The organism is Gordonia sp. w5E2 (genome assembly GCF_036540975.1).
GTDB classification, from domain to species: Bacteria; Actinomycetota; Actinomycetes; order Mycobacteriales; family Mycobacteriaceae; genus Gordonia; species Gordonia jacobaea.
This window is the reverse complement of sequence record NZ_CP144213.1, coordinates 1,268,346-1,291,752: the sequence shown is the minus strand read 5'-3', so window position 1 is coordinate 1,291,752 and position 23,407 is coordinate 1,268,346. Positions and strand designations below refer to the sequence as shown.

Below are 23,407 nucleotides of genomic sequence, written 5' to 3'. Positions count from 1 at the left end.
ACAGAGTGAGGTTGATCTGAGGCGGTTTCTACGACGGCCGATCGTCGCGATCGCGCTCGTGGTGCTGTGCACTGCGACCCTGCTGGCTGGCGGCGGATTCACGTCCTCGCGAGCCGGCGCGGATCCCACCAGCACACCGGTGCGCTACTCGGGCGGGCCGTACGTGGCGCTGGGCGATTCACGTGCCTCGGGCAGCTTCTTCACTCCGTCGCCCGGCTATTTCGGAGGATGCAAACGCTCGGCGCTGAACTATCCGACCGTGGTCGCGGCGCTGACGTTGCCGCGACGCTTCATCGACATCTCCTGCTCTGGCGCGTTGGCCGAGCATCTCTACCGCGTCGGCCAGCAGACCAGTGGTGGGTACAAGCCGCCCCAGGTGTGGTCGGTCCCGTCGGATGCGCAGGTCGTCACCGTGAGCATCGGCGGAAACGACATGGCGTGGGGACGCATCGTCGGACCCTGCAACACTTCGCCGTTCGGCGACAGGCACTGCCGCTCCAACCGCGGGCTGGCGCAGCTCGCCATCAACCGCATCGCCGTCATGGAGAACGCGGTCACACCGGCGCTCGCCGCCATCCGCAGAAAAGCCCCACACGCTCAGATCATCGTCGTGGGTATCGGCGGTTTCATGGGTTCGCACGGCTGCTGGCCGCTGGTACCGATCAGCGATCCAGACGTGCGGTGGCTTCACGGGGTTTTCGATCGGGCCAACCGTGCTCTCGCACGAGCCACCGCGAAGATCGACGGACAGTTCGTCGACGTCAATCGTGCGTCGGCAGGCCATGATCCGTGCGGCCTCACGTCGTGGTACGAGTCGAGTCTGAGTAACCGCATCGCGTATCCCTATCACCTGAACAAGGCGGGATCGATCGGTGTCGCGACACTTGTCAACGGCGCGATCCGCCGCTGACTACGCGCAAATAACTGCTCTCGCAACCTTATTCGAGCTGCTCGGCGACTTCGAGCCACTCCATCTCGGCCGTCTCTTTCTCGTCGACGACGCCGCGCAACTCGGCGCCGAGCGTCACGAGCCGGCCGGGATCGCTTGCCGCGTCGGCCAATTCGACGTGAAGCTTCGCCTCCCGCTCGTCCAGCTGCGCGATCCGCCGCTCGAGTCGATTCATCGCCTTGCGCGCCTCGCGGTGCTCCGAAGCGCTCAACGCAGGCGCGGCGGGCTGCGAGGTGCCGGTGCTCGCCGCCGACTTCTCCCCTGTCGACACCGTCGCCTTGTCCGCCACGCCCGACAGCACCGCAGAACGGTTGTCGCCGGAGCTGCTCGCCGCAATCTCCTTGCGCCGCTGCAGATATTGTTCGATCCCACCGGGGAGATTGGTGAGCTTGCCGTCGCCGAACAGAGCCCACGTGCTGTCGGCGATGCGCTCGATGAGGTAGCGGTCGTGACTGATCACGACCATGGTTCCGGCCCAGTTGTCGAGCAGGTCCTCGAGTTGCTGCAGGGTGTCGATGTCGAGATCGTTGGTCGGCTCGTCGAGTAGCAGCACGTTGGGTTCGCCCATCAGGATGCGGGTCAACTGGAGTCGACGCCGCTCGCCGCCGGAGAGATCCCCGACTGGGGTGCGCTGGCGTGCCGGCGAGAAACCGAGTCGCTCGGCGAGCTGGCTGGCCGAGATCTCTTTGTCGCCCAGTGTGATTCGCGTTGCCACCGACTCCACCGCGTCGAGCACCCGCTGGTCGGGGTCGAGGTCGTCGAGTTCCTGTTTGAGCCAACCGATGCTGACCGTCAGTCCCTCGACCCGACGCCCTGGCTCGACGTCGACCTCACCGGCCAGCGCCCGCAGCAATGTGGTCTTGCCCGAGCCGTTGACCCCGACGAGACCGACACGTTCGCCTGGCGCGAGTCGCCAGGTGAGGTCGTCGAGCAGGACCCGGCCCGGCGCGCCGTCGTCGCTCGGAGGTGTCTCGATGTGCGCGTCCTCGAGTTCGATCACGACGCGACCCAGTCTGCGTCGCGCAAATGCCGAGAGCGCCACCGAATCTCGCGGCGGCGGGACGTCGGCGATCAACTTCTCGGCCGCCTCGACCCGATACCGAGGTTTGGAGGTACGCGCCTGCGGTCCGCGGCGAAGCCATGCCAACTCTTTGCGCGCAAGATTCTGGCGACGTTCCTCCGCGACGTCGGCCTGTCGTGCCCGCTCGGCGCGCGCGAAGATCCAGTCGTTGTAGCCGCCCTCGTACTCGTCGACCTGACCGTCGTGCACCTCCCAGGTGCGCGTGGCGACGGTGTCGAGGAACCAGCGGTCGTGGGTGACGACGACGAGCGCGCCGCGTCGAGAAACGAGGTGCTCGGCAAGCCACTGCACGCCTTCGACGTCGAGGTGGTTGGTCGGCTCGTCGAGGATCAGGACGTCGGAGTCGGTGACCAGCGCGGCCGCCAGCGCGACCCGTCGCCGCTGCCCGCCGGACAGTTCGTCGACGCGTCGATCGAGAAGGCCGTCGATACCGATTCCCGCGAGGACGCCGCGCACTCGCGCATCGCCCGCCCACTCGTGGACTTCTACATCGTCGCCAACGACGACGTCGGAAACTGTTGCGCCTGCGGGTAGTTCACCGCGCTGCGTGACGACCGCGACGTGGATGCCGCCGGTCTGCGAAATGCGCCCGGCGTCGGGTTCGGTGACGCCGCCGAGGATCTCGAGCAGCGTGGTCTTGCCGCCGCCGTTGAGTCCGACGACACCGATGCGCTGACCCTCGTGCACGCCGAGGCTCACCTCGTCGAGCAGCGGTTTGATCCCGTAGCTCTTACTGATGCGGTCGGCGTTGATCAGCGCGGTTGGATTGGCAGGTGACACCGGTCGAGGCTACCAATGCGCGCGGCGCAGGTCGGCGTGGCCGTCCGTGGCCCCGCGCCCTGCCGGCCGGCCTAATCGCGTCCGAACGCCTGCCCGATAGTGCGCATTTCGTCGTCGAGGGACTGTTCGACGACGCTCGTGTGATCTGCACGCGGGTGTGTGACGAACGAGACGTCGGCGCCCGCCGAGCGCAAGCGACGCACCAGCGAGGCCGAGAGTACGTATGGCACAACAGGATCGAACAGGCCGTGATCGATCCTGATCGGCACGTGCCAGTCGTTGGACGGAACCGATGTGTAGTCCGCGAGCGCGTCGGTGAATGCCTTGTCGGTGAACGCGCGCGCCACGAGCGACCCCGGCGACACCGAGCGCAGCGCATCGGAGAAGTCGCCGGAGCACTTCTGGTGTGCGAGTTCGAGGTACTTCTCCCCCGTATCGGTCAGATGATCGCGCACGTTCAGATCGGGGCGGGCGTGGTCGAGGCCCGCGAGGATGAACAACAGCAGCCCGCCGACGATGTTTCCCTTGCCGAGGCTCGGCACCTTGGGTGTGAACGCACTGAACACCGACTCGATCCCCGACGCGGGCGCAGCGGCGACAACCTCATGTAACCGCAGTTCAGGGGCATATGCGGCAGCCATGTGTCCGGCCCAGAGTGCGGCATGTCCGCCCTGCGAATGGCCCATCGACACCCAGTCGTTGCTCAGCCGGGATTCTTCCCATCGCGCCGCACGCAACATGTCGAGCACGGAGTGCGCGGCGGCACGACCGCCGAGGTACTCCGTCTGCTCCGCCGTGCCGAGGCCCGCGTAGTCGGTTGCGGTAACCGCATATCCCGCCTTCAGCGCGGCGATGACCGCGGCGTCGACTCCCGACCCCGTCTTGGTCTTCGACGGCGCGCAGGAGTCGCCGATTCCGGTGGTGCCGTGAGCCCACGAGACGATCTTCCACCCGCCGGGAGGCGGCGTGCCCTGCGGAATCCAATAGATTCCCGACGACGGCGCGCTGCGTCCGGTCTGGTCGCGTGTGACGTATTCGACGCGCTCGGCCGCTGCGGCGCCTGGCGGGAGTTGTTCGGCCGGAACCCGCTCGCGAGTGATGATCGTCCCGCCGGGCACGAGATCGTCGGCGGCGGCCTGTGGTGCCAGCATCACACTCGCCGAAGCCGACACGACCGCGGCGAGCATTGCGCCGACGCCGCGTGCCAGACTGCGCCGCTCGTATCGCATTCGCACAGCGGAGCGGCGTCGAAGACGGCTTGGTTGGGCGTCGCTCATCGACACGTCACTCATCGGTCACACGTGCGCCGGGGACAGGTCCGCTCGCGGTGCGAACCGCGCGGGCGACACCCGCGCCCGACAGTTCGGCTGCGACGTTGACCGCTGACACGTCGTCGGCGCACAGGAAGGCGCATGTGGGTCCAGAGCCCGAGACGATTCCGGCGAGCGCCCCGGCGTCGACCCCCGCCCGCAGGGTTCGACGCAGCGCCGGCTGCAGACTCAGCGCGGCGCGCTGCAGATCGTTGTGCAGATGGGATGCGACGGCGTTGGCGTCGCCGGACGCCAGCGCCGAGATCAGGGAGTCGGGGTGCGCGGTTTCCGGGTCGACGTCGCCCTCGGGGACATCGTGAGAACCGTTGTCGCGCAATCTATCCAGCTCGTGATAGACCGCTGGTGTCGACAGTCCGTCGCGTGCGAGGGCCAACACCCAGTGCAGATCTCCGCGCGCAAGGACGGGCACGAGTCGCTCGCCGCGGCCGGTACCGAGCGCCGTGCCGCCGCGCAACGAGAACGGGACGTCGCTGCCGAGGCCCGCGGCGAGCTCGACGAGTTCCGCGCGGTCGATGTCGAGCTTCCAGAGAGCTGCCAACGCGACGAGAGTTGCCGCGGCGTCGGCGCTGCCACCCGCCATGCCACCGGCTACCGGGATGCGTTTGACGATGTCGATCGAGACCGCAGGCTCCCTGCCGACGTACTCACCGAGAGCGATGGCCGCTCGCGCGGCAAGGTTGGTGTTGTCGACAGGGATGTCGGAGACATCGCGTGAGCCGGAACCTCTGCCGCTGTCCCTGGTCACGGACACACTCAGCGTTGTCGCCGGGGCGACGGAGACGTCGTCGTAGATCGAGAGCGCCTGGAACACGGTCACGAGATCGTGATAGCCGTCGGCACGCAACGGTCCGACGCCGAGGTGCAGGTTGACCTTCGCGGGCACCCGCACACGCACGGCGTCGGACACGACCGACAACGACGTAGGAGACACAATGTTCCAGCGTAATGGACTGCGGTCCGAGTGAGGGTCTGGGCGAGGAGCCGGGTGAGGTGGCGCGCCCGGCCGCAGGGCGCGCACAGTCGACGGTATAGAGCGCCCAGTCGACGGGATAGAGCGCCCAGTCGGCGGGATAGAGCGCCCAGCCGGCAGCTCAGGCGGGCTCGACGCCCGCGAGGCGCACGAAGTCGCCGACGTCGAGCTTCTCGCCGCGGATCTGTGGGTCGATGCCCGCCGCGCGGAGTCGTCGTTCGGCTTCGGCGGGCGATCCCGCCCAGGTGGCCAACGCCGACCGCATCGTCTTGCGGCGCTGCGCGAAGGCGGCGTCGATGACGGCGAAAACCTGTGCGCGGGTCGCTGATTCGTCGACGAATGGGTCTGTGCGGGTGATGCGGACGAGACCCGACTCGACCTTGGGCTCCGGCCAGAAGACGTTGCGCCCCACAGCACCTGCGCGGGCCACGTCTCCGAAATATCGTGCTTTGACGCTCGGCACACCGTAGACGCGGGAGCCGGGGCCTGCCGCGAGTCGGTCGGCAACCTCGGCCTGCACCATGACGAGAGCCGTTGCGATCGAAGGGAATTGGGTCATCAGGTGCAGCAGCACGGGCACCGCAACGTTGTACGGCAGGTTCGCGACGAGCGCGGTGGGGGTCACCGGCAGATCGTCGGCGGTCACGGCCAGTGCGTCGGCGGTGACGACGTCGAGTGCGTCGGCACGTTGGGGAGCGAACTCGTCGACGGTGTGCGGCAGCCGCTGAGCGAGTTTCGGGTCGATCTCGACGGCGACGACCCGTCCCGCGGTGCCCAGCAGCGCGAGCGTCAGTGAGCCGAGGCCTGGTCCGACCTCGAGGACGGTGTCGTCAGGTCCGACACCCGACGCCGCGACGATGCGTCGAACCGTGTTGGCGTCGTGGACGAAGTTCTGTCCGAGTGTTTTGGTCGGACGAACATCGAGCTCCGCGGCGAGGCGTCGGATCTGTGCCGGGCCGAGCAGCCGCGGAGCGGGCGATTCCGCGTCGTCTGTCAGCGCAGGCCCAGACTCGACGAGCAGGCGGGCCAAGCGCCCCACCCCTGCGCTGCCTGGGTCTTCGAGGCAACCGCGATCTGCTCCTCACGCGTGGCGAGGTCGGCGCGCGGCGCGTACTCCTGGCCGCCCCAGCGATCCCAGGTGTTCTGGTCGAACTGGATGCCGCCAAAGAAGCCGTTGCCGTTGTTGATGGCCCAGTTTCCGGTCGACTCACACTGCGCGAGACGGTCCCAGACCGAACCCGACGGCACGTCGGGCGCGCCTTCCTTGGTGCCGATCTTGACGGTTGCGGCGATCGGAGCAGCGAGCTGGTCGGCGGAGAGCTTGTCGCGCTTGACGACCTTGCCGTTGACGATCGTGACGTTGTAGGTGACGTTTGCGCGTCCCGGCTTACCCGCCTTCACGACGACCTTCTTGTCGCGGATGAGGGTCGGATCGTCCTGCTTGATCTCCGGCGGGGCGACGTCTTCGAGCACGGTGTCCCGCTCGGTCCGGATACGGGTGACGTCGATGACCATGTTCGGCGCGACCTTGGTGTCCGCAGCCGGAGTGACCTTGTCCTCGTCGGACAGCGGCTTGCCGGTCGCGGTGAGAACGTCGGCGACGGTCGCAGCGGGCACGGTGGTGTTGAACCGCACGCCGCCGTCGACAACAGTGACGGCCTTGGGCAGAGTGACGTCGACGACGGCACCACTGACCGGGATGGCTCCGCCGGCAGAGAAGTTGGTCTGGTCTTCGCCGTGAGCGAGTCCCTTCTCGGCGAGAAGCTCGTCGACCTTGACCGCGGTGGTCTTCACCTGCTGCTTTTGACCCTCGACATCGAGGACGACGGTCTTGAGGCGCTTCATGGTGATCGTCGAGCCGTCGCCGAAGCCGGAATCTGCTCCTGGGCTGACCTGGTCGCCTTCGGCCGGCGTGTACCCCTGCGAGCGCAGCACCGAATCGACCGACATCGCCATGGTCGAGACCTTCATGGTGTGACCGTCGACGTCGAGCGTCACGTTCTTGTGCATCGCAACGCCCGCGACGCCACCGGCGGCGAGGGTGGCGAGCACGGCACCAACGGCCACGCGAGCGCGCATCGATTCTGAGTTGTGAATTCTCGCAAGTACAGACAAGGTCCAAGCATCCTGATCGGCGACAGAGTCAACCCACGTCGGGCGTCGCAGGAGCGAGTAACAGAGGCTCTGTGGCCTCGAGATCGCTCCCGAAGAAAGACCGAATCATCCGATCAATCGACGCCCACCATCACGCGGGATCACAATACGATAACGAGACGGGGCGATTACCGCAAAGGTAGCTGGTAGGCGCGTCGCGCGTTCTCTCCGAGCCTCCTGGCCAACGATTCGGCGTCGACTCCACGCGTCGACGCCAACGACCTCGCCGTGTACGGCAGACAGTACGACTGATTGGGTTGTCCCCGATAGGGATCCGGCGTCAGGAACGGAGCGTCGGTTTCGACGAGCAGCAACTCATCCGGCACGACGCGTGCGGCATCTCGCAGCGACGCGGCATTGGCGAAGCTCACAGTGCCCGCGAAACTGAGGAAGTAGCCGCGTTCGACGCACTCGCGTGCAACGTTTTGGTCACCGGAGAAGCAATGCATGATCACGGTGTCGGGAGCGCCCTCATCAGCCAAGATGTCCAGCACATCGCGGTCGGCCTCGCGGTTGTGGATCATCAACGGCTTACCGATGCTCTTCGCGAGCCTGATGTGCCAGCGGAAGGCTTCGTGCTGGATCTCGGGCTTCGCGCAGTCGTCGGACCGGGCGGGCCAATAGTAATCGAGACCGGTCTCGCCGACCGCCACCACCCTCGGATGCTGCGCCATATGCTCCAGCTCGCGCGAGGTCGCGTCGTCGAGGTCGCCCGCGTGCATCGGGTGCAGCGCGACTGCCGCGTAGACCCGGTCATCCCAGTCCGCCGCCGATACGGCCCACCGAGCGTCGACCATATCGTCGGCAACTGTGACAATCATCTCTACGCCGACACCTTCGGCATGGTCGACGATCGCACGAACGGTCTCCGGCGAACGCCCGCCGCACGCGGCGAGATGCGTGTGCGCGTCGATCAGCCCGTAGAGCGGCGTCGGGTCCGGCGGCGGCTCGCGACGTCGACGCTTCTTTGCGGCCTTGGCGCTCTCGGTCGTCGATTCTCCAACCGGCTGCGCGCCGGCCGAAGTGTCTGCACCCTCCGTCATGGACTCGACTCTAGAAGGTGGCCGGACGCGACCCCGCTAGAGAGCAGCGATCAGAAAGCAGCGATCAGAGATCGACGGTCCCGCTGATGACCGTCGTCGACTGCCCGCCGACCCAGATGTGCTCGCCGTCGTCGTCGATGTGGACTCGTCCCGAACGCTGGACAGCGGTGCCCTGCGATGCCACGTAGCTCGCGCCCACGCGGCCGTTCGAACGCAGCCACACCGCGATCCCCGCGTTGAGACTGCCGGTGACGGGGTCTTCTCCGACGGCCTCGCCGCCCGCGAGACCGCGCACCTCGAACTCGACGTCCGGGTCGCCGGGGTGCCCGGACTCGTAGCGTCCGAGGAGGCCGACGTCGTGCGCCCCCAGGGCAGCGAGGTCGGGTCTCGCCGAGAGCACCCGTTCCGCGGAGTCGAGTTCGAGCACGAACCACGGCGGACCGTTGTCGATCCATTCCGCGGCGCGGACGTGCTCACGTGAGAGTCCGAGGGACGGTAAAACCTCGTCGACGAGTGCGTCGTCGACCGGACCCGACCGGCGCAGCGGAGGCGCCGCGAAGGCGAGCCGATCGCCGTCACGACGAATCGTGACCAGTCCGACGCCGCACTCCTGAACGACGTTCGCACCGCGCGGCGATCCGCCCACGGCGAGCCACGCGTGCGCCGACCCTAGCGTCGGGTGTCCCGCGAAAGGGAGTTCGCCACCGGGAGTGAAGATGCGCAGTCGATAGTCGGCGGCAGGGTCGGTCGGAGACTGGATGAACGTCGTCTCGGAAAGATTAGTCCAGCGAGCAAATGCCGCCATATCGTCGTCGGAGATCCCGTCTCCATCGACAACGACGGCAACGGGGTTGCCGCGCAACGGTTTCGAACTGAACACGTCGACCTGGGCGAAACGTCGGGACTGCTGCACTGAAGACATGAACCCATGCTCGCCGCCGCGACCGAGGGTTGTCCAGCGATTTGCGACGACGGATCTCGCGCCGCCGGGCACTGGCGCGACGCGCCTGGCTCGACGTGTGGTCTGTGCGCATACCGCGCCGTGAACCCCCCAGGCGGGTAGCGTGTCGGACGTGTTGGGTTTGCCAGAACAGATCTCGGTCGCCCTATTCGACCTCGACGGTGTTCTCACGAGTACCGCCGTCCTACATCGCGTTGCGTGGAAAGCCGCCTTCGACGACTTCCTACGTGACCGCGACAGCGACGACTTCGTGCCGTTCACCGAACAGGACTACCTCGACTACGTCGACGGTCGTCCACGGGAGGACGGTGTGCGCGCGTTCTTGTCGTCACGCGGCATCGACGATGTCGATGAGGCGACGACCGAGCGAATCGGCTCGGAGAAGAACGCGATGTTCCTGGACAAACTCTCCAGTGACGGCGTGAATCCCTATCCCGGGTCGGTGCGTTATCTGCAGGCCGCCCAGGAAGCCGGGCTACGCATCGCAGTGGTGACATCGTCGAAGAACGGAGAGGCCGTACTCGACGCTGCAGGACTGTCGAAGTACGTGGAAGTGCGTGTCGACGGACAGGAAACGGCCGCACGTGGACTGCGCGGGAAACCCGCGCCCGACTCATTTCTCTTGGGGGCAGAATTGATGGGCGTCGAACCGACGGCAGCAGCCGTCTTCGAGGACGCGATCTCAGGTGTACAGGCAGGCGTGGCAGGCCACTTCGGCTACGTCGTCGGTATCGACCGAGTCGGCGGCACCCAGGCTGAGGCGATGCGCACCACGGGCGCCGACATCGTCGTCAACGATCTCGACGAGCTGATCCCCGCATGAGCCGCACCACAGAACAGAGCACCGGATTCGACATCGATCCGTGGCAGTTGCACTGGCGCGGAGTCGATCTCGAGAAGCTCGGTCGAAACGAGACGCTGTTCGCCCTGTCCAACGGCCACATCGGACTGCGCGGCAGCTTCGAAGAGGGTGAGCCGGTCGATCATCCCGGCACCTACCTCAACGGCTTCTATGAACTGCGGGATTTGCCGTACGCCGAAAGCGGCTACGGCTACCCCGAATCCGGCCAGACCGTCGTCAATGTGACCGACGGCAAGATCATTCGCCTCCTCGTCGAGGACGAGCCGATGGATCTGCGATACGGCCGCACCGAAGAACACTCGCAGACACTCGATTTCCGTACCGGAACGCTGCGTCGCAACACTCTCTGGACCTCGCCGACCGGCCGCACGGTGCGTATCAAGTCCGAGCGGCTGGTGTCGTTCACCAAACGCACCATCGCCGCGATCCACTACGAAGTGGAGCCCGTCGGCGAAGACATGAAGATCGTGCTGCAGTCCGATCTGCTCGCCAACGAGCCGGTTCCGGTGCCGGGCAACGATCCCCGACTCGCCGCAGCGCTCGAGTCGCCACTGGTCTCCGACCTCGCGACGTGCCGCAACTACTGGGGCATCCTGGTGCACCACACCAAACAGTCCGGGTTGCACATGGCGGCAGGCATGGATCATCAGATCGACTTCCCCGGCGCGGCAGACAGTTTCATCCGTGCCGACGACGATCTGGCTCGCCTGACCATTGCGGCGAACGTTCCGGAAGGAACGTCGTTGAAGATGACGAAGTACATCGGCTACGGATGGTCGGCTCGACGGTCGGTTCCCGCACTTCGTGCTCAGGTCGACGCTGCCCTCGCCATGGCGATGGAGACCGGCTGGGAATCGTTGAAGGCGATGCAGACCGCCTACATGGACGACTTCTGGCGCGACGCCGACATCGAACTCGACGGCGATCCCGAGGTTCAGCAGGCGGTGCGCTTCGCGCTCTTCCACGTGCTGCAGGCCGGTGCGCGCGGACAGTCACGCGCGATCCCCGCCAAGGGACTCACCGGACCGGGATACGACGGCCACACCTTTTGGGACACCGAGAGTTTCATCCTGCCCATGCTCACCTACACCGTCCCGGCGGCAGCAGGTGAGGAATTGCGTTGGCGCCATTCGACGATGGACAAGGCGAAGTCACGCGCAGCAGAACTCGGACAGCGCGGCGCCATGTTCCCGTGGCGCTCGATCAATGGTGACGAGTGTTCGGGCTACTGGCCTGCTGGTACCGCGGGTGTGCACGTCAGCGCCGACATCGCCAACGCGACCGCACGCTACATGCGCGCCACCGAGGACGAACAGTTCGAGACCGAGTGCGGCGTCGAGCTTCTCGTCGAGATCGCCCGTCTCTTCGCCGGTCTCGGGCATCACGACGTCAACGGACACTTCCGGCTCGACGGTGTGACCGGACCCGACGAGTACACCGCCGTCGTCAACAACAACGTGTTCACCAATCTCGCTGCGCAACTGGCACTTCGCGACGGCGTGGCCTGGGTCCATCGCCGCCCCGATCTCGCGCAGAAGTACGGCGTGACGAATGCTGAAGCGGCGCACTGGGAATCGTGCGCCGACGACATGACGATCCCGTACGACGACGCGTTGGGAGTCCACCAGCAGTGCGAGGCGTTCACTCTGCTCGGCGCGTGGGATTTCGCGGCGTCGGTCGGCAAATACCCACTGCTGCTGAACTATCCGTACTACGACCTGTACCGCAAACAGGTGGTCAAGCAGGCCGACCTCGTGTTCGCGATGTACATGTTCGGCCGGGCGTTCACCGAGGAACAGAAGCTCCGCAACTTCGACTACTACTATCCACTCACCGTCCGCGACTCCTCGCTGTCGGCGTGCTGTGAGGCCGTCACGGCTGCCGAGGTGGGCTACCTTGACCTCAGCTACGACCTCCTCGCCGAATCGGTCTTCACCGATCTTCACGACCTACACAGCAACGTCAGCAGTGGTTTGCACATCGCCGCGCTGGCGGGTGCGTGGATGGACTGCGTCGCAGGATTCGGCGGCATGCGCGACTTCGGTGGCCACATCACGTTTGCGCCCCGGCTCCCACCGCGACTGACCTATATGTCTTTCCGTATGACGGTGCGGGATTCGAAGATCGTCGTCGCCGTCGACAAGAAGACCGCGACGTACCGCCTGCTGTCCGGTCCGAAGATCGACCTCGCGCACCACGGTGAGAAGTTCACGCTCACCGCGGAGCACCCGGTGACGCGCGACATCGCGGAGATCGAACATCGTGAGCCGCCGAAGGCGCCGGTGGGCTGCGAGCCGTATCACCGAGACTGACTCCCGGGTGGCCGAGCCCGACGCCTCAGTGCGTCGGCTTGGCCTCCGGGTCGGCCTTGATGTTGCGCGCGATGCGCGTCCGCAGTTCTCTCAGAACGTCTTTCGACGCCTCCGCCCACGGCATGAGGATCGGGAAGACGTGGAACATACCGCGACCCTCGTATCCGTACACGCCGACACCGTTGGCCTCGAGTTTCCCGACGAAGTCGCGGATGCCGTCGCGGAACATCTCGTACTCGCCCCAGCAGACGAACGTCGGGGGAAACCAGTCGGGACTCGGTTCGGCGTAGACGATCGACACCCTGACGTCGTTGGGCTGCACGCCGTGCAGGTACGGGGTGACCGGGATGCTCCACGGCAGGATGTCGTACTTGGCGTTCTCGGTCACCGAGGCGTTGTCGAGGTCGAGGTCGATCTCGGGCGAGAACAGCGCGAGCGCCGCCGGCCGAGGCATGCCCTGGTTGTGCAGATAGCTGATCAACGACGTCGCGAGACCACCACCGCCGGAATCTCCCGCAACCATCAGGTGATCGGCGTCGATTCCCCGGTCGAGTAGGCCCTGGTAGACGTCGGCGGCGTCGAGAACTCCTGCGGGAAAGGGGAATTCGGGTGCCATGCGGTAGTCCGGGATGAAGATCTCGAAACCGGTGATCCGAACCAGCGCTGCGGCGAATGCCGAGTACATGATCGGCGTCGTACCGATGTACCCACCGCCGTGCAGGTAGAGAACAGTTGCCCCGATGGATTCCTTGGTTTCGTCGTCGTCGACGAATTCGTCGCTGCTGGCCTTGGCACGGCACCAGATTCCCGCCACGCCGTTGATCTCGTCTTCGGAGATGTCGACCTTGCCCGCGAGTTCGATGACCGGCGGCAGGACGACGTTGCAGATGTCGTCGAGCGCCTTCTCCATCGAACGGAACTCCTCGATAGGCAATCCCATCGAATACCCCATGAACGCGCGAATGGTGTTCCTGGTGACGGACTGGCCGACGTTGTCGAGGAATCCAGCGGGCCCCTTCCACGGTTTTGAGAAGGGCACTCGCGCGAGACCGTTCAGCAGACTCTCGCCGAGGCCAACCATCGTCAACGCCGCGACCGGCTTGGATGCGGTCTCCACCTCGGGTCGATCAGCCATCACCATGCGGTCAGAATACGGGACGTGTCACTTCGATCGGCCTCGATGAACGCACGGTCGGCTGTCTCGAGCGCCCAGTCGGCACGATCTGGCGCACAGTCGGCTGTCTCGAGCGCCCAATCGGCCGTCTCGAGCGCCCAGTCGGCTGTCCGGAGCGCGCGGTCGACGCGGGGCGCTCGGGCGTCGGGCGACCAAGTATCCTGGCAGACACTATGCCCACTGATCTGACCAGCACCGACACGCGTACATCACACGGCGCAGGGCGTCCGTACTACATCACGACGGCCATCGCCTACCCCAACGGCGCACCGCACATCGGGCACGCCTACGAGTACATCTCGGCTGACGCGCTCGCCCGGTTCAAGCGTCTCGACGGATTCGACGTCCGATTCCTCACCGGAACCGACGTGCACGGGCAGAAGATGCAGCAGACCGCGGAGAAAGAGGGCATCCCGACGGCGGAGCTGGCCAAGCGCAACTCCGATCGCTTCCAGGCTCTCCAGGACCGCCTCGGCTCCAGTTACGACCGCTTCATCCGAACATCCGACGACGACCACAAGCGCGCGTCGGAAGTCATCTGGAAGCGCATGGCCGATGCGGGCGACATCTACCTCGACACCTATTCGGGCTGGTACGACGTCCGTGACGAGACCTTCTACGCCGAGACCGACACCACGGTCAACGACGCGGGCGAACGCGTGGCCTCCGACAACGGGCATGTCCTGACCTGGACCGAAGAGCAGACCTACTTCTTCCGACTCTCGGCGTATCAGGATCGACTGCTCGAACTGTACGAATCGCACCCGGAGTTCATCGGACCGGATGTCCGACGCAACGAGGTGGTCAGCTTCGTCAAGGGGGGCCTGACCGACCTGTCGGTCTCGCGCACCACGTTCGACTGGGGTGTCCCGGTGCCCGGGCATCCCGATCACGTCATGTACGTGTGGGTCGACGCGCTGACCAACTACCTCACCGGCGTCGGCTTCCCCGACGACGCCGCCACGTTCGAGCGGTACTGGCCCGCCGATCTGCACGTGATCGGCAAAGACATCATCCGCTTCCACTGCGTCTACTGGCCGGCGTTTCTGATGAGCGCAGGAATCGAACTACCCAAGCGGGTCTTCGCGCACGGCTTCTTGTTCAACAAGGGCGAGAAGATGAGCAAGTCGCTCGGCAACGTCGTCGATCCGGAGAGCCTCCTCGACGAGTTCGGCCTCGACCAACTCCGCTACTTCCTGCTGCGCGAGGTGCCCTACGGCCAGGACGGCTCGTACTCCGCCGAGAGCATGACCGCACGCGTCAACGCCGACCTCGCCAACGAGTTCGGCAATCTCGCGCAGCGCACGCTGTCGATGATCGGCAAGTACTTCGACGGTGCGGTCCCGACCCCCGGCGCCTACACCGACGCCGATTCCGAGATCCTCGACGCCACAAGCGAACTGCTGCCACGCGTGCGCGAAAACTTCGACGTGCAGGCGATCCATCTGGGGCTCGAGGCACTGTGGTCGGTGCTGGCGCAGACCAATCGGTACATCTCGGCGCAGGAACCGTGGAAGCTCGCGAAGACCGATCTCGACCGGACGGGCACCGTGCTCTACGTGTGCGCAGAGGTGGTGCGCGTGGTCGCACTTCTGGCGCAGCCCGTCATGCCGACGTCGTGCAACGCGCTGCTCGACCTGCTGGCCGTCGGCGACGATCGAGAGTTCACAACCGTCGACGACCGCCTCACGCCCGGAACCCAATTGCCCAAGCCCACAGTGATTTTCCCGCGCCGCGACGCGTGAGCCGGTGTGCGGTGACGCGTTGACCCCGACCGCGACGAACCTGCTACGCACGCTGCAGGTGGCGACCGCGCGTCGCGGATCACCGCCTCCCGCAGCCCTTGTGGGCGACTGGTGGGATGCCGACGCGGTCATCGCGCCGTCGATCGAGGTACGCCCAGGTCTTGCACCACCCGATCGTCCCGACCGATTCTGGTTGGGATACTTGGGTTTTCCGGTGCGCGGCGTCGAATCAGCATTGCCGACGATCGCTGGTGGTGAGACCGACCACCTCCTGGTACTCAAGGGCGGGCGCTGGCAGCATGTCAGCGCCTCCGGCACCGGGCCACCCGACTGGGTGCGCGAGGTATTGGTCGATGCCGCAACGGAAGTCGACGACTCGACCCGAGGGTGGTCGACCCGGTGGGAACCCCCAGACCCTCGACCACACCTGGCAGCGATCGAGCACTGCCTCGAGGCCATCAGCGCCGGTGAGATCTATCAGGCATGCCTGTGTACCCGATTCACCGGAACGCTCACCGGTTCTGCGTGCGGGTTCTTCGCAGATCTCGTGTCGCGCACCCGACCCGCCAAATCTGCTTTCCTACAGGGCGATTGGGGCGCAGTGGCGAGCTTCTCCCCCGAGACCTTCCTGTCCCGACGTGGCGAGCGTGTGTGGTCGGCACCCATCAAGGGCACCATCGCCGCGGGCGACGACCCGACGGTGCTCGCGGCGTCGTCGAAGGACATCGCCGAGAACATCATGATCGTCGACCTCGTACGCAACGACCTCGGTCGTGTGGCATGCACCGGGTCGGTGCGCGTCGAGCGGCTGCTCGAGGTCGTCGGTGCGCCGGGCGTGTGGCACCTCGTCTCGCGGGTCGGGGCGCAACTGCCGCCGGAGATCGGCAACGTGGCGTTACTCGATGCCACGTTCCCCCCGGCGTCGGTCACCGGAACACCCAAACTCAGGGCCATGCAACTGCTGGCCGACTGGGAGCGCGACCCACGCGGGGTGTACTGCGGGGCAGTTGGATTGGCAGGTCCAGCAGGCCTGCTCGATCTCAACGTCGCGATCCGGACAGTCGAGATCGCACCCGACGGCTCAATGGCGCTGGGCGTCGGTGGCGGCATCACCGCCGATTCGGATCCGCATCGTGAATGGCAGGAATGCCTCGACAAAGCCGCAAGTGTGATCAACGCGCGACCGAGTGTGCTCGGCTAACGTTATCGATATGAATTGGGCCGCGACCGTCCAGCAGGCCGCCGAGATCACCACCGACCTCGCCGATATCCGAGCCTCGATCATCAGTGAATCACTCGGCGCTGACGCGGTCGGCTCGACACAGACTGCGCACCGCTATCCGGATAACTACACGCCCCCGACATCAGTTCTCGAATCGTGGCTGCGCGCCCGCGCCCGCGGACACCAACGCGACACCCATCGGCCCGAACTGGTCAATGCCGACGAACTCGACCGTCGCCGTGAACAGAGTCCGCTTCGGCACGCGTCGACGGCAGCACGGGCGATCGTCGACGCGAGCGCCGACGAATCCGAGCTCGTCTTCGGGATGTTCGACGCCGACGGCGTGATGCTGTGGGGACAAGCCGATTCCCGACTCCGCGACGCGGCGCACGGGTTGCACATCACCGAGGGTGCGCGCTGGGATGAAGAATCGGCCGCAACGACCGTGGTGGGACAGGTACTCGCCGACCCCAGACCGCAGCGCGTCTACCCCGCCGAGCACTACGCGAAGGCACTGGGCGACTGGTACTGCACGGGAGCTCCCGTCCTCGATCGGGTCACCGGCGACGTCGCCGGGGTGATTGCCTTCGGAGGGCAGATGAATGCCGTCCAGCCCGCGACGCTCATGCTTGCGGCGTCTGTCGCCGAGTTCTGCGCCCGCGACGTCTCTGACGAACACCAGCGCAGACTGAGCACGTTGCGTGAGACCGGCGGAAAGACGTTGTCCGCCTTCAAGGCTGCGCTACTCGTCGACGACGACGGTCTCGTCGCAGAAAGCCGCGGAGTGATCGCCCCGACCAGGATCGCCCCACCGAGCGACGGTGAGCTGCGCTTCGTGACGGGGCTCGGTGTGTGCGTCGCCGAGCGCATCGTCGGCGGCTGGGTGGTACGCCCGGCAGGACCGCCGGGTCCGATTCTCATCGAGCTCGACCTCCGCGGCGAACCGTCGATTCATGTCACCGACGGGCCCGACCACATCACCATCGTCATCACGCGACGTCACGCGCAGATCCTGCTACTGCTTTCCGACGCCGGGCGCGCGGGCCTCACCTCTGCGGAGTTGAGCAAGATGCTGTTCGGCGACGCGACCCACGAGGTGTCGGTGCGGTCCGAGATGTCGCGCCTGCGCCGGGCCGTCGGCACCCTCGTGGCCAGTCGGCCGTACCGGCTTGCCACCGACGTGACGCTGACCGTCGTCCCCGACTGACAGTCGGCTGATTGTCCAGCAGTCCCGGTTAGCTCGGTGACCTGCGGTGCTAGTCCGTCTCGGTGCGTGCGGCCAGGACCGCCTCGTAGATGTCCCGCCGCGACACGCCCGTACCCTCTGTGACCTGCGCGCAGGCTTCCTTGAGTCGTAGACCACCCGCGACGAGCTGTTCGGCCTGTTCGACGAGGTCGTCGACGGCCGGTACCCGACGTTCCCCCGGCGCCAAGACGACGGTGATCTCGCCACGGACGCCCTCGGCCGCCCACTGCGCGAGGTCGGCGAGCGGGCCCCGACGGATCTCCTCGTACGTTTTCGTCAGTTCCCGACACACCGCCGCCTCGCGATCGGGTCCGAGAACGTCGACGGCGTCGACGAGGGTGTCGGCGAGGCGGTGGGGTGAATCGAAGAAGACCACGGTGCGCGGTTCGTCGACGAACTGGGTCAGCCAGTCGAGCCGTGCCTGATGTTTGCGTGGCGCGAAACCCTCAAAGCAGAAGCGGTCCGACGGTAGGCCGGAGACCGCGAGCGCAGTGGTCACCGCCGACGGTCCGGGCAGCGCGGTGACCCGCAGACCCGCCGCCGCACATGCTGCGACGATCTTGTGGCCCGGATCGCTGACCGATGGCATGCCGGCATCGGTGACCAGTAGCACTGTGCTTCCGGCGCGGATCGCGTCGAGGAGCGCCGGGGTCCGTGCGGCCTCGACCTGGTCGTAGTAGCTGACGACGTTTCCGGTGATCGTCACGTCGAGCGCTTGGGCCAGCGCCCGAGTGCGTCGGGTGTCTTCGGCCGCCACGATGTCGGCGGTCGCGAGAGCATGCCGCAGACGCGACGACGCGTCGTCGACCTGACCCATCGGGGTCGCGGCCAGGACGAGTCGACCGTTGCCCGTGTCGGTGTCGGACGCGTCCGGAGCGGGAATCATGCGAATCACTGTACGAGCGGGACATTACGATGGTCCGGGTGACCATCGTCGACGGACCCATCGCTGCGCCCGCCGCCGATCCGACACCCGCCCGCGGACGCCTGCTCAAGGTGGCCGCGCTGCGTTCGACGCGGGTCCGACCCGACCCCGAAATCGAGGTGCCACTCTTCGGCGCACCCGACCGAACGCGGGGCCTGATCGTCGGTCTGATCATCACTCTGGTGGCCACCGCCACCCGCTTCTGGGGACTGAACCACCCGACAGACCAGGGCACACCGGTCTTCGATGAGAAGCACTACGTTCCGCAGGGCTGGCAGGTGCTGACCGGCGGCAACTGGATCGAGGACAATCCGGCCTACGGACTCGTCGTGCATCCACCGGCCGGTAAGTGGCTGTTGGCCGTCGGCGAGTGGATGTTCGGATACAGTCCGCTCGGTTGGCGGGTCATGTCCGCGGTCGCGGGCGTCGCGATCGTGGTGATGATCTACCGGGTCGTGCGTCGAATGGCACGGTCGACACTCATCGGAGCGATCGCCGCGGTATTCGCGATCTGCGACGGCGTGCTGTTCGTGCAGTCACGCATGGGCATGCTCGACATCTTCCAGTGCCTGTTCGTGGTCGCAGCATTCACCGCGGTCATCTGCGACCGCGACCAGGTACGCGAGCGGATGTTCAACGCCTACCTCGACGGCCGCATCAACGACTCGCAGTTCGGACCTCGCCTGGGCTTCCGGTGGTACCGCTTCACCGCGGGGGTGATGCTCGGGCTGACGTGTGCGACGAAGTGGTCGGGCATCTACTACATCATTTTCTTCGGCCTGCTGGTGATCGGATTCGACGTCGCAGCGCGCAAGGCCTATCACGTTCGACGCCCCTGGGCGGGCGCGCTGGTTCGTGACGCCGTACCCGGCGTCGCGAGCCTCGTCGTGATGCCGATCGCCATCTACTTCGCGAGCTTTGTCCCGTGGTTCACGAGCGAGACGTCGGTGTACCGCTACCAGGTCGGCAACACGATCGGGACCGACGGACCGTACGCGTGGGTGCCCGGCGCGTGGCGATCGCTCTTGTACTACGAGGCCGGGGTGCTCAAGTTCCACGCCGGTCTGACGAACTCGGCCGGTAACCACCATCCCTGGGAGTCCAAGCCGTGGACGTGGCCCATGAGCCTGCGCCCCATGCTGTACGCACTGGAGAACGGACCCGACCAATGTGGCGGCGGCCAATGCGTCCGCGCCCAGATGCTGATCGGGTCACCGGCAATGTGGTGGCTCGCGCTTCCGATGCTGCTCTGGGGGTTGTGGGCCTTTCTGATCCGACGCGACTGGCGCTACGCCGCGGTGATCGTCGGATACGGCGCGGGCTTTGTGCCGTGGTTCGCCGAACTCGACCGCCAGATGTACTTCTTCTACGCGACGGTCCTGGCACCGTTCCTCGTGATGGGCCTGGCTCTGTGTTGTGGCGACATACTGCGAGCCACCAGATCGTCGCCGACCAGACCCCGGCCGGAACGGCAGGTTCTCGGCATCATCGTCGTCGCGATCTACATCGGGCTGGTCGTCGCGAACTTCGCCTGGCTCTGGCCGATCCTCACCGCTAGTCCCATCTCGCCCGAGGAATGGCACCAACAGATCTGGCTGCCGAGCTGGGGCTGACACGCGGGCGGGTGGTTTCGACAGGCTCAACCAGCGGTGGGCGGGGTGGTTTCGACAGGCTCAACCAGCGGTGGGCGGGGTGGTTTCGACAGGCTCAACCAGCGGTGGGGCGCTCAACCAGCGGCGGGCCGCTCAGCCAGCGGGATGCTCGTCGCCGCCGACGGCCCGCGTGACCAGGTCGACGATCGTGGCGTCGTCGACTCCCATCGCACGCAGTGCGGCGACGTGGCCGACGGTGGCGCGCTGGGCGTCGTCGAGCGTCGTGTTCGATCCGGCTTTGATAAATGTTCCGCGTCGGCCCCTGGTCTCGATGATCCCGGCGGCCTCGAGTTCGCGATAGCTTTTCGCGACCGTGTTGGGGGCGAGGTCGAGGTCGGCGGCCAGTGCGCGCACCGTCGGAAGTCGTTCTCCGACAAGCAGTTGGCCCCGCGTGACGAGGTCGATGACGCCGAGGCGGACCTGTTCGAAGGGTGCGCGATCGGAGTCGTGGTCGATGGCGAGCCGTGCGGCGAGGTCCATCGTCGACCTCAGAGCGGGTCCCGCGACAGCGGACACGACATGCACCGTGGACCGCCACGGCCGGAGCCGAGTTCACGGCCCTCGATCTCGATCACCTCGATACCCGAGTCGACGAGTCTGCGGTTCGTCTCGACGTTGCGGTTGTAGGAGACGACGACACCCGGTTCGACAGCGAGAGTGTTGTTGCCGTCGTCCCACTGCTCACGCTCGGCGGTGACCGGGTCGAGGCCGGTGTCGATGACGCGGAGTTTGCCGATGCCCATCGCGTCCGCGGCCGCCTCCACGAACGGGCGCGGCCCGCTCACGTCGACGTCGCCGTCGCCGAGGTCGCGCAACGTGAATGCCGACATGCTGTCGCGGATGTTCGGATACATCACGACGGCATCGGCGTCGACCATGGTGCAGACCGTGTCGAGGTGCATGAATGCGCGCTGTTGCTCGATCGGAACGGCCAGCGCGGTGTGGGCCAGTCCGTCGGCGAACAGGCTGCGCGCCAAGGCTTCTGCGCCGGCGGGGGTGGTGCGTTCACCGACTCCCACGGCGACGACTCCTGGCGCCAGCAGCAGCACGTCGCCTCCTTCGACGGGTGCGACCTGCGATTCGTACGCGCGTCGCGCACCCGTGAACAGCGGGTGGTGCGCGTAGATCAGGTCGGTTAGTGAGGTCTCTCGCACGCGGGCGGGCAGCGCGAGTGAGGTGATCGCGAAGCGCGGCCCGATCCAGAACGAACTGTCGCGTGTGAACAGCAGATTGGGCAGCGGCGCTATGGCGAACTCCGGCCCGACGTGCATGCGACGCACCAGCGACGCCGACTCCGCCGCCGGGGTCAACGGCAACTCGTCGAAGGTCATGCCGGCGGTCAACACGTCGGCGAGTTGTGGTGCGGGCAGGCCGCGCAGGTACCCGGCCAGCTCTTCGGCAAGGTGCGGTCCGAGTAGTCGGGAGTTCACTGCTGCTGCGATTCCCTGGATTCGCGCGGCGCCGCTGTGGTCGAGCGTCTCGGTGAGCAGATCACCGAGGAGAAAGACGTCGACGCCGCGCGCGGTCAGTGCGGCCGCGAACTCGTCGTGCTCCTCTTGAGCGCGTGCGACCCAGGGCAAACCGTCGAACAGCAGTTGGTCGCTGTTGCGCGGGGTGAGGCGCAGCAGTTCGTCGCCGGGGCGGTGCAGCATCACCGCGCGTAGTCGGCCGACCTCCGTGTTGGAGCCGAGTGTGTAGTCACCGCTGGCAGTCGACGCAGGCATGGATCAAATCTAGTCGCCGAGTGCCGCGCATGCTCGACGCCGAGCGTCAGGGTGCGTCGGGATCGGACTGCTGCGTCGGATGCAGTCGCGGGACGGCACCGACAACCTCGGGAGCCGACTCGCGTGCGAACAGCCACGCGACGAACGCAACGGCCGCCACCGCTCCGGTCAGCACGAATGCCGGGCCGAATCCGACAGCTCCAGCAACGAACCCGACGATCAGCGGACCGGTGACCGCACCGAGATCCGACGACATGCTGTAGGCCGCCAGCGCCGAACCACCCTGCCGTCTGGCGCCGAGAACGTCGGCGAGCGCGGCCTGATGCGTCGGGGCGAACAATCCCGATCCGACACCGGCGAACAGCGAGAGCACCAGCGCGAAGACGATATTCGGCGAAAACCCGAGCAGGGCTGTCGAGATCGCCATGATGGCGAGGCCGGGAAGCATCACCGGTCGACGACCGAGCCTGTCGGACATCCTTCCCGCGACCAGGATCGCGGCGACGTTACCGGCCGCGTACACGGCGAGGACCACACCGGTCATGGCGGCCGACTCGTCGAGTCCCTCGGTGATGAACAGCGGCACCACCGCGACGCGCACTCCCATCGACGCCCAACCCTGCGTGAAGTTCGACGCGATGATCGCGCGGTAGGCGCTGTCGTGCAACGCGGTTCGCAGCGACATCGCACCTCGTTGCGGAACGTCGGAGACCTCGGGCGCCGCGGTCTCGCGCAGTTGCGTTGCGACGACCGCCGACGCGATCAACAGTGCGACGGCGTACACCACGAACGGCATGCGCAATCCGAACCCGACCAGCGCGCTGCCGATCAGTGGGCCGGTGATGTTGCCGATCAGGAAGCCCGCGGAGAAGAACCCCGAGACCTTGCCGCGGATCTCGTTGGGCGACAACCTGATCAGCAGTGCCATCGCCGACACCGTGAACATCGTCGAACCGATACCACCAGCACCGCGGAACAGCAGGAGCTGAATGTAGTTCTGCGCGAACGCACATGCCAATGTGCTCGCCGCGACGATCAGCAGACCGGTCAGGTAGATGCGTCGTTCGCCGAGGACCGTCACCAGGCGTCCGGTGGCGGGCGCGAAGACCAGTCGCATCACCGCGAACGCCGACACCACTGCCGACACGGCGGTGTAGCCGACGTCGAAACTGCGCGCGAAGGTCGGGAGTGCGGGCGCGATCAGACCGAAGCCGAGCGCGATGACCACGTTGGCAGCCAGTAGCACCCAGATCCCGCGAGGAATCTGCTTCACTCA

Annotated in this window: 20 protein-coding genes; 7 read left to right on the top strand and 13 right to left on the bottom strand. The window is 66.3% G+C overall.

Going from position 1 to position 23,407, the window contains the following annotated elements; genetic code table 11:
• The first annotated feature begins 58 nt into the window (after nucleotides 1–58).
• Nucleotides 59–910 carry an SGNH/GDSL hydrolase family protein gene (locus RND64_RS05945; protein ID WP_290727610.1) on the top strand — a complete coding sequence of 284 codons (852 nt, stop codon included), beginning with the start codon at nucleotides 59–61 and terminating at the stop codon, nucleotides 908–910.
• A 28-nt stretch (nucleotides 911–938) separates the two neighbouring features.
• Here RND64_RS05945 and RND64_RS05940 read toward each other — a convergent pair whose 3' ends face one another.
• From RND64_RS05940 to RND64_RS05910, 7 genes are all read right to left on the bottom strand, one after another.
• Entirely contained in the window at nucleotides 939–2,810 is a 1,872-nt protein-coding gene (locus RND64_RS05940; RefSeq protein WP_290727592.1) for an ABC-F family ATP-binding cassette domain-containing protein, read from the bottom strand.
• Between the two features lie 71 nt (nucleotides 2,811–2,881).
• On the bottom strand, nucleotides 2,882–4,039 hold the full coding sequence (locus RND64_RS05935) for a lipase family protein (RefSeq protein WP_414652050.1): 1,158 nt from the start codon (nucleotides 4,037–4,039) through the stop codon (nucleotides 2,882–2,884).
• Nucleotides 4,040–4,094: 55 nt separating this feature from the next.
• Nucleotides 4,095–5,072 (bottom strand): 4-(cytidine 5'-diphospho)-2-C-methyl-D-erythritol kinase, encoded by a 978-nt coding sequence (locus tag RND64_RS05930; RefSeq protein ID WP_290727588.1) that lies wholly within the window; start codon nucleotides 5,070–5,072, stop codon nucleotides 4,095–4,097.
• 160 nt (nucleotides 5,073–5,232) lie between these two features.
• Nucleotides 5,233–6,141: a 16S rRNA (adenine(1518)-N(6)/adenine(1519)-N(6))-dimethyltransferase RsmA gene (gene rsmA, locus RND64_RS05925; protein ID WP_290727586.1), complete on the bottom strand. Its 909-nt coding sequence runs from the start codon at nucleotides 6,139–6,141 to the stop codon at nucleotides 5,233–5,235.
• Nucleotides 6,105–7,190: a resuscitation-promoting factor gene (locus RND64_RS05920; protein ID WP_064869476.1), complete on the bottom strand. Its 1,086-nt coding sequence runs from the start codon at nucleotides 7,188–7,190 to the stop codon at nucleotides 6,105–6,107. The genes rsmA and RND64_RS05920 overlap by 37 nt, the downstream gene beginning before the upstream one ends.
• A 203-nt stretch (nucleotides 7,191–7,393) precedes the next feature.
• Entirely contained in the window at nucleotides 7,394–8,308 is a 915-nt protein-coding gene (locus RND64_RS05915) for a TatD family hydrolase (protein ID WP_290727584.1), read from the bottom strand.
• A gap of 64 nt (nucleotides 8,309–8,372) precedes the next feature.
• On the bottom strand, nucleotides 8,373–9,230 hold the full coding sequence (locus RND64_RS05910) for a PhzF family phenazine biosynthesis protein (RefSeq protein WP_290727583.1): 858 nt from the start codon (nucleotides 9,228–9,230) through the stop codon (nucleotides 8,373–8,375).
• A gap of 151 nt (nucleotides 9,231–9,381) precedes the next feature.
• Between RND64_RS05910 and RND64_RS05905 the strand changes: the two genes are divergently transcribed.
• Nucleotides 9,382–10,092, top strand: a complete 711-nt coding sequence (locus tag RND64_RS05905; protein ID WP_290727581.1) for an HAD family hydrolase — start codon at nucleotides 9,382–9,384, stop codon at nucleotides 10,090–10,092.
• Nucleotides 10,089–12,443 carry a glycoside hydrolase family 65 protein gene (locus tag RND64_RS05900; protein WP_290727579.1) on the top strand — a complete coding sequence of 785 codons (2,355 nt, stop codon included), beginning with the start codon at nucleotides 10,089–10,091 and terminating at the stop codon, nucleotides 12,441–12,443. The genes RND64_RS05905 and RND64_RS05900 overlap by 4 nt, the downstream gene beginning before the upstream one ends.
• 25 nt (nucleotides 12,444–12,468) lie before the next feature.
• Here the strand turns inward: RND64_RS05900 and RND64_RS05895 are convergent, their stop codons facing one another.
• Nucleotides 12,469–13,584 carry an alpha/beta hydrolase gene (locus RND64_RS05895; protein WP_290727577.1) on the bottom strand — a complete coding sequence of 372 codons (1,116 nt, stop codon included), beginning with the start codon at nucleotides 13,582–13,584 and terminating at the stop codon, nucleotides 12,469–12,471.
• A complete protein-coding gene (locus RND64_RS23115; protein ID WP_414652049.1) occupies nucleotides 13,578–13,802 on the bottom strand; it encodes an alanine-zipper protein in 225 nt (74 codons plus the stop codon). Before RND64_RS23115 ends, RND64_RS05895 begins: the two co-directional genes overlap by 7 nt.
• On the opposite strand from RND64_RS23115, the gene metG reads away from it, so the two are divergent.
• Genes metG through RND64_RS05880 form a run of 3 tightly spaced genes read left to right on the top strand, consistent with a single transcriptional unit; the run spans nucleotide 13,791 to nucleotide 17,791 of the window.
• Nucleotides 13,791–15,362 (top strand): methionine--tRNA ligase, encoded by a 1,572-nt coding sequence (gene metG / locus RND64_RS05890; RefSeq protein ID WP_290727575.1) that lies wholly within the window; start codon nucleotides 13,791–13,793, stop codon nucleotides 15,360–15,362. The two genes, RND64_RS23115 and metG, sit on opposite strands and share 12 nt — an antisense overlap.
• A gap of 19 nt (nucleotides 15,363–15,381) precedes the next feature.
• Entirely contained in the window at nucleotides 15,382–16,563 is a 1,182-nt protein-coding gene (locus RND64_RS05885; protein WP_290727573.1) for an aminodeoxychorismate synthase component I, read from the top strand.
• A 10-nt stretch (nucleotides 16,564–16,573) separates the two neighbouring features.
• Nucleotides 16,574–17,791, top strand: coding sequence for a GAF domain-containing protein (locus tag RND64_RS05880; protein WP_290727571.1), 1,218 nt, complete (start codon nucleotides 16,574–16,576; stop codon nucleotides 17,789–17,791).
• 49 nt (nucleotides 17,792–17,840) lie between these two features.
• On the opposite strand, the gene rsmI is transcribed toward RND64_RS05880, so the two are convergent.
• A complete protein-coding gene (gene rsmI / locus RND64_RS05875) occupies nucleotides 17,841–18,716 on the bottom strand; it encodes a 16S rRNA (cytidine(1402)-2'-O)-methyltransferase (RefSeq protein WP_049697967.1) in 876 nt (291 codons plus the stop codon).
• Between the two features lie 29 nt (nucleotides 18,717–18,745).
• On the opposite strand from rsmI, the gene RND64_RS05870 reads away from it, so the two are divergent.
• A complete protein-coding gene (locus RND64_RS05870; protein WP_290727568.1) occupies nucleotides 18,746–20,368 on the top strand; it encodes a dolichyl-phosphate-mannose--protein mannosyltransferase in 1,623 nt (540 codons plus the stop codon).
• 132 nt (nucleotides 20,369–20,500) lie between these two features.
• On the opposite strand, the gene RND64_RS05865 is transcribed toward RND64_RS05870, so the two are convergent.
• The 3 genes from RND64_RS05865 to RND64_RS05855 are packed head-to-tail and all read right to left on the bottom strand — an operon-like array spanning nucleotide 20,501 to nucleotide 23,404.
• Nucleotides 20,501–20,887 (bottom strand): GntR family transcriptional regulator, encoded by a 387-nt coding sequence (locus tag RND64_RS05865; protein ID WP_290727608.1) that lies wholly within the window; start codon nucleotides 20,885–20,887, stop codon nucleotides 20,501–20,503.
• Between the two features lie 8 nt (nucleotides 20,888–20,895).
• Nucleotides 20,896–22,131, bottom strand: a complete 1,236-nt coding sequence (locus RND64_RS05860) for an arginine deiminase (RefSeq protein WP_049697965.1) — start codon at nucleotides 22,129–22,131, stop codon at nucleotides 20,896–20,898.
• A 46-nt stretch (nucleotides 22,132–22,177) separates the two neighbouring features.
• Nucleotides 22,178–23,404, bottom strand: coding sequence for an MFS transporter (locus tag RND64_RS05855; protein WP_290727566.1), 1,227 nt, complete (start codon nucleotides 23,402–23,404; stop codon nucleotides 22,178–22,180).
• Nucleotides 23,405–23,407 lie beyond the last annotated feature (3 nt).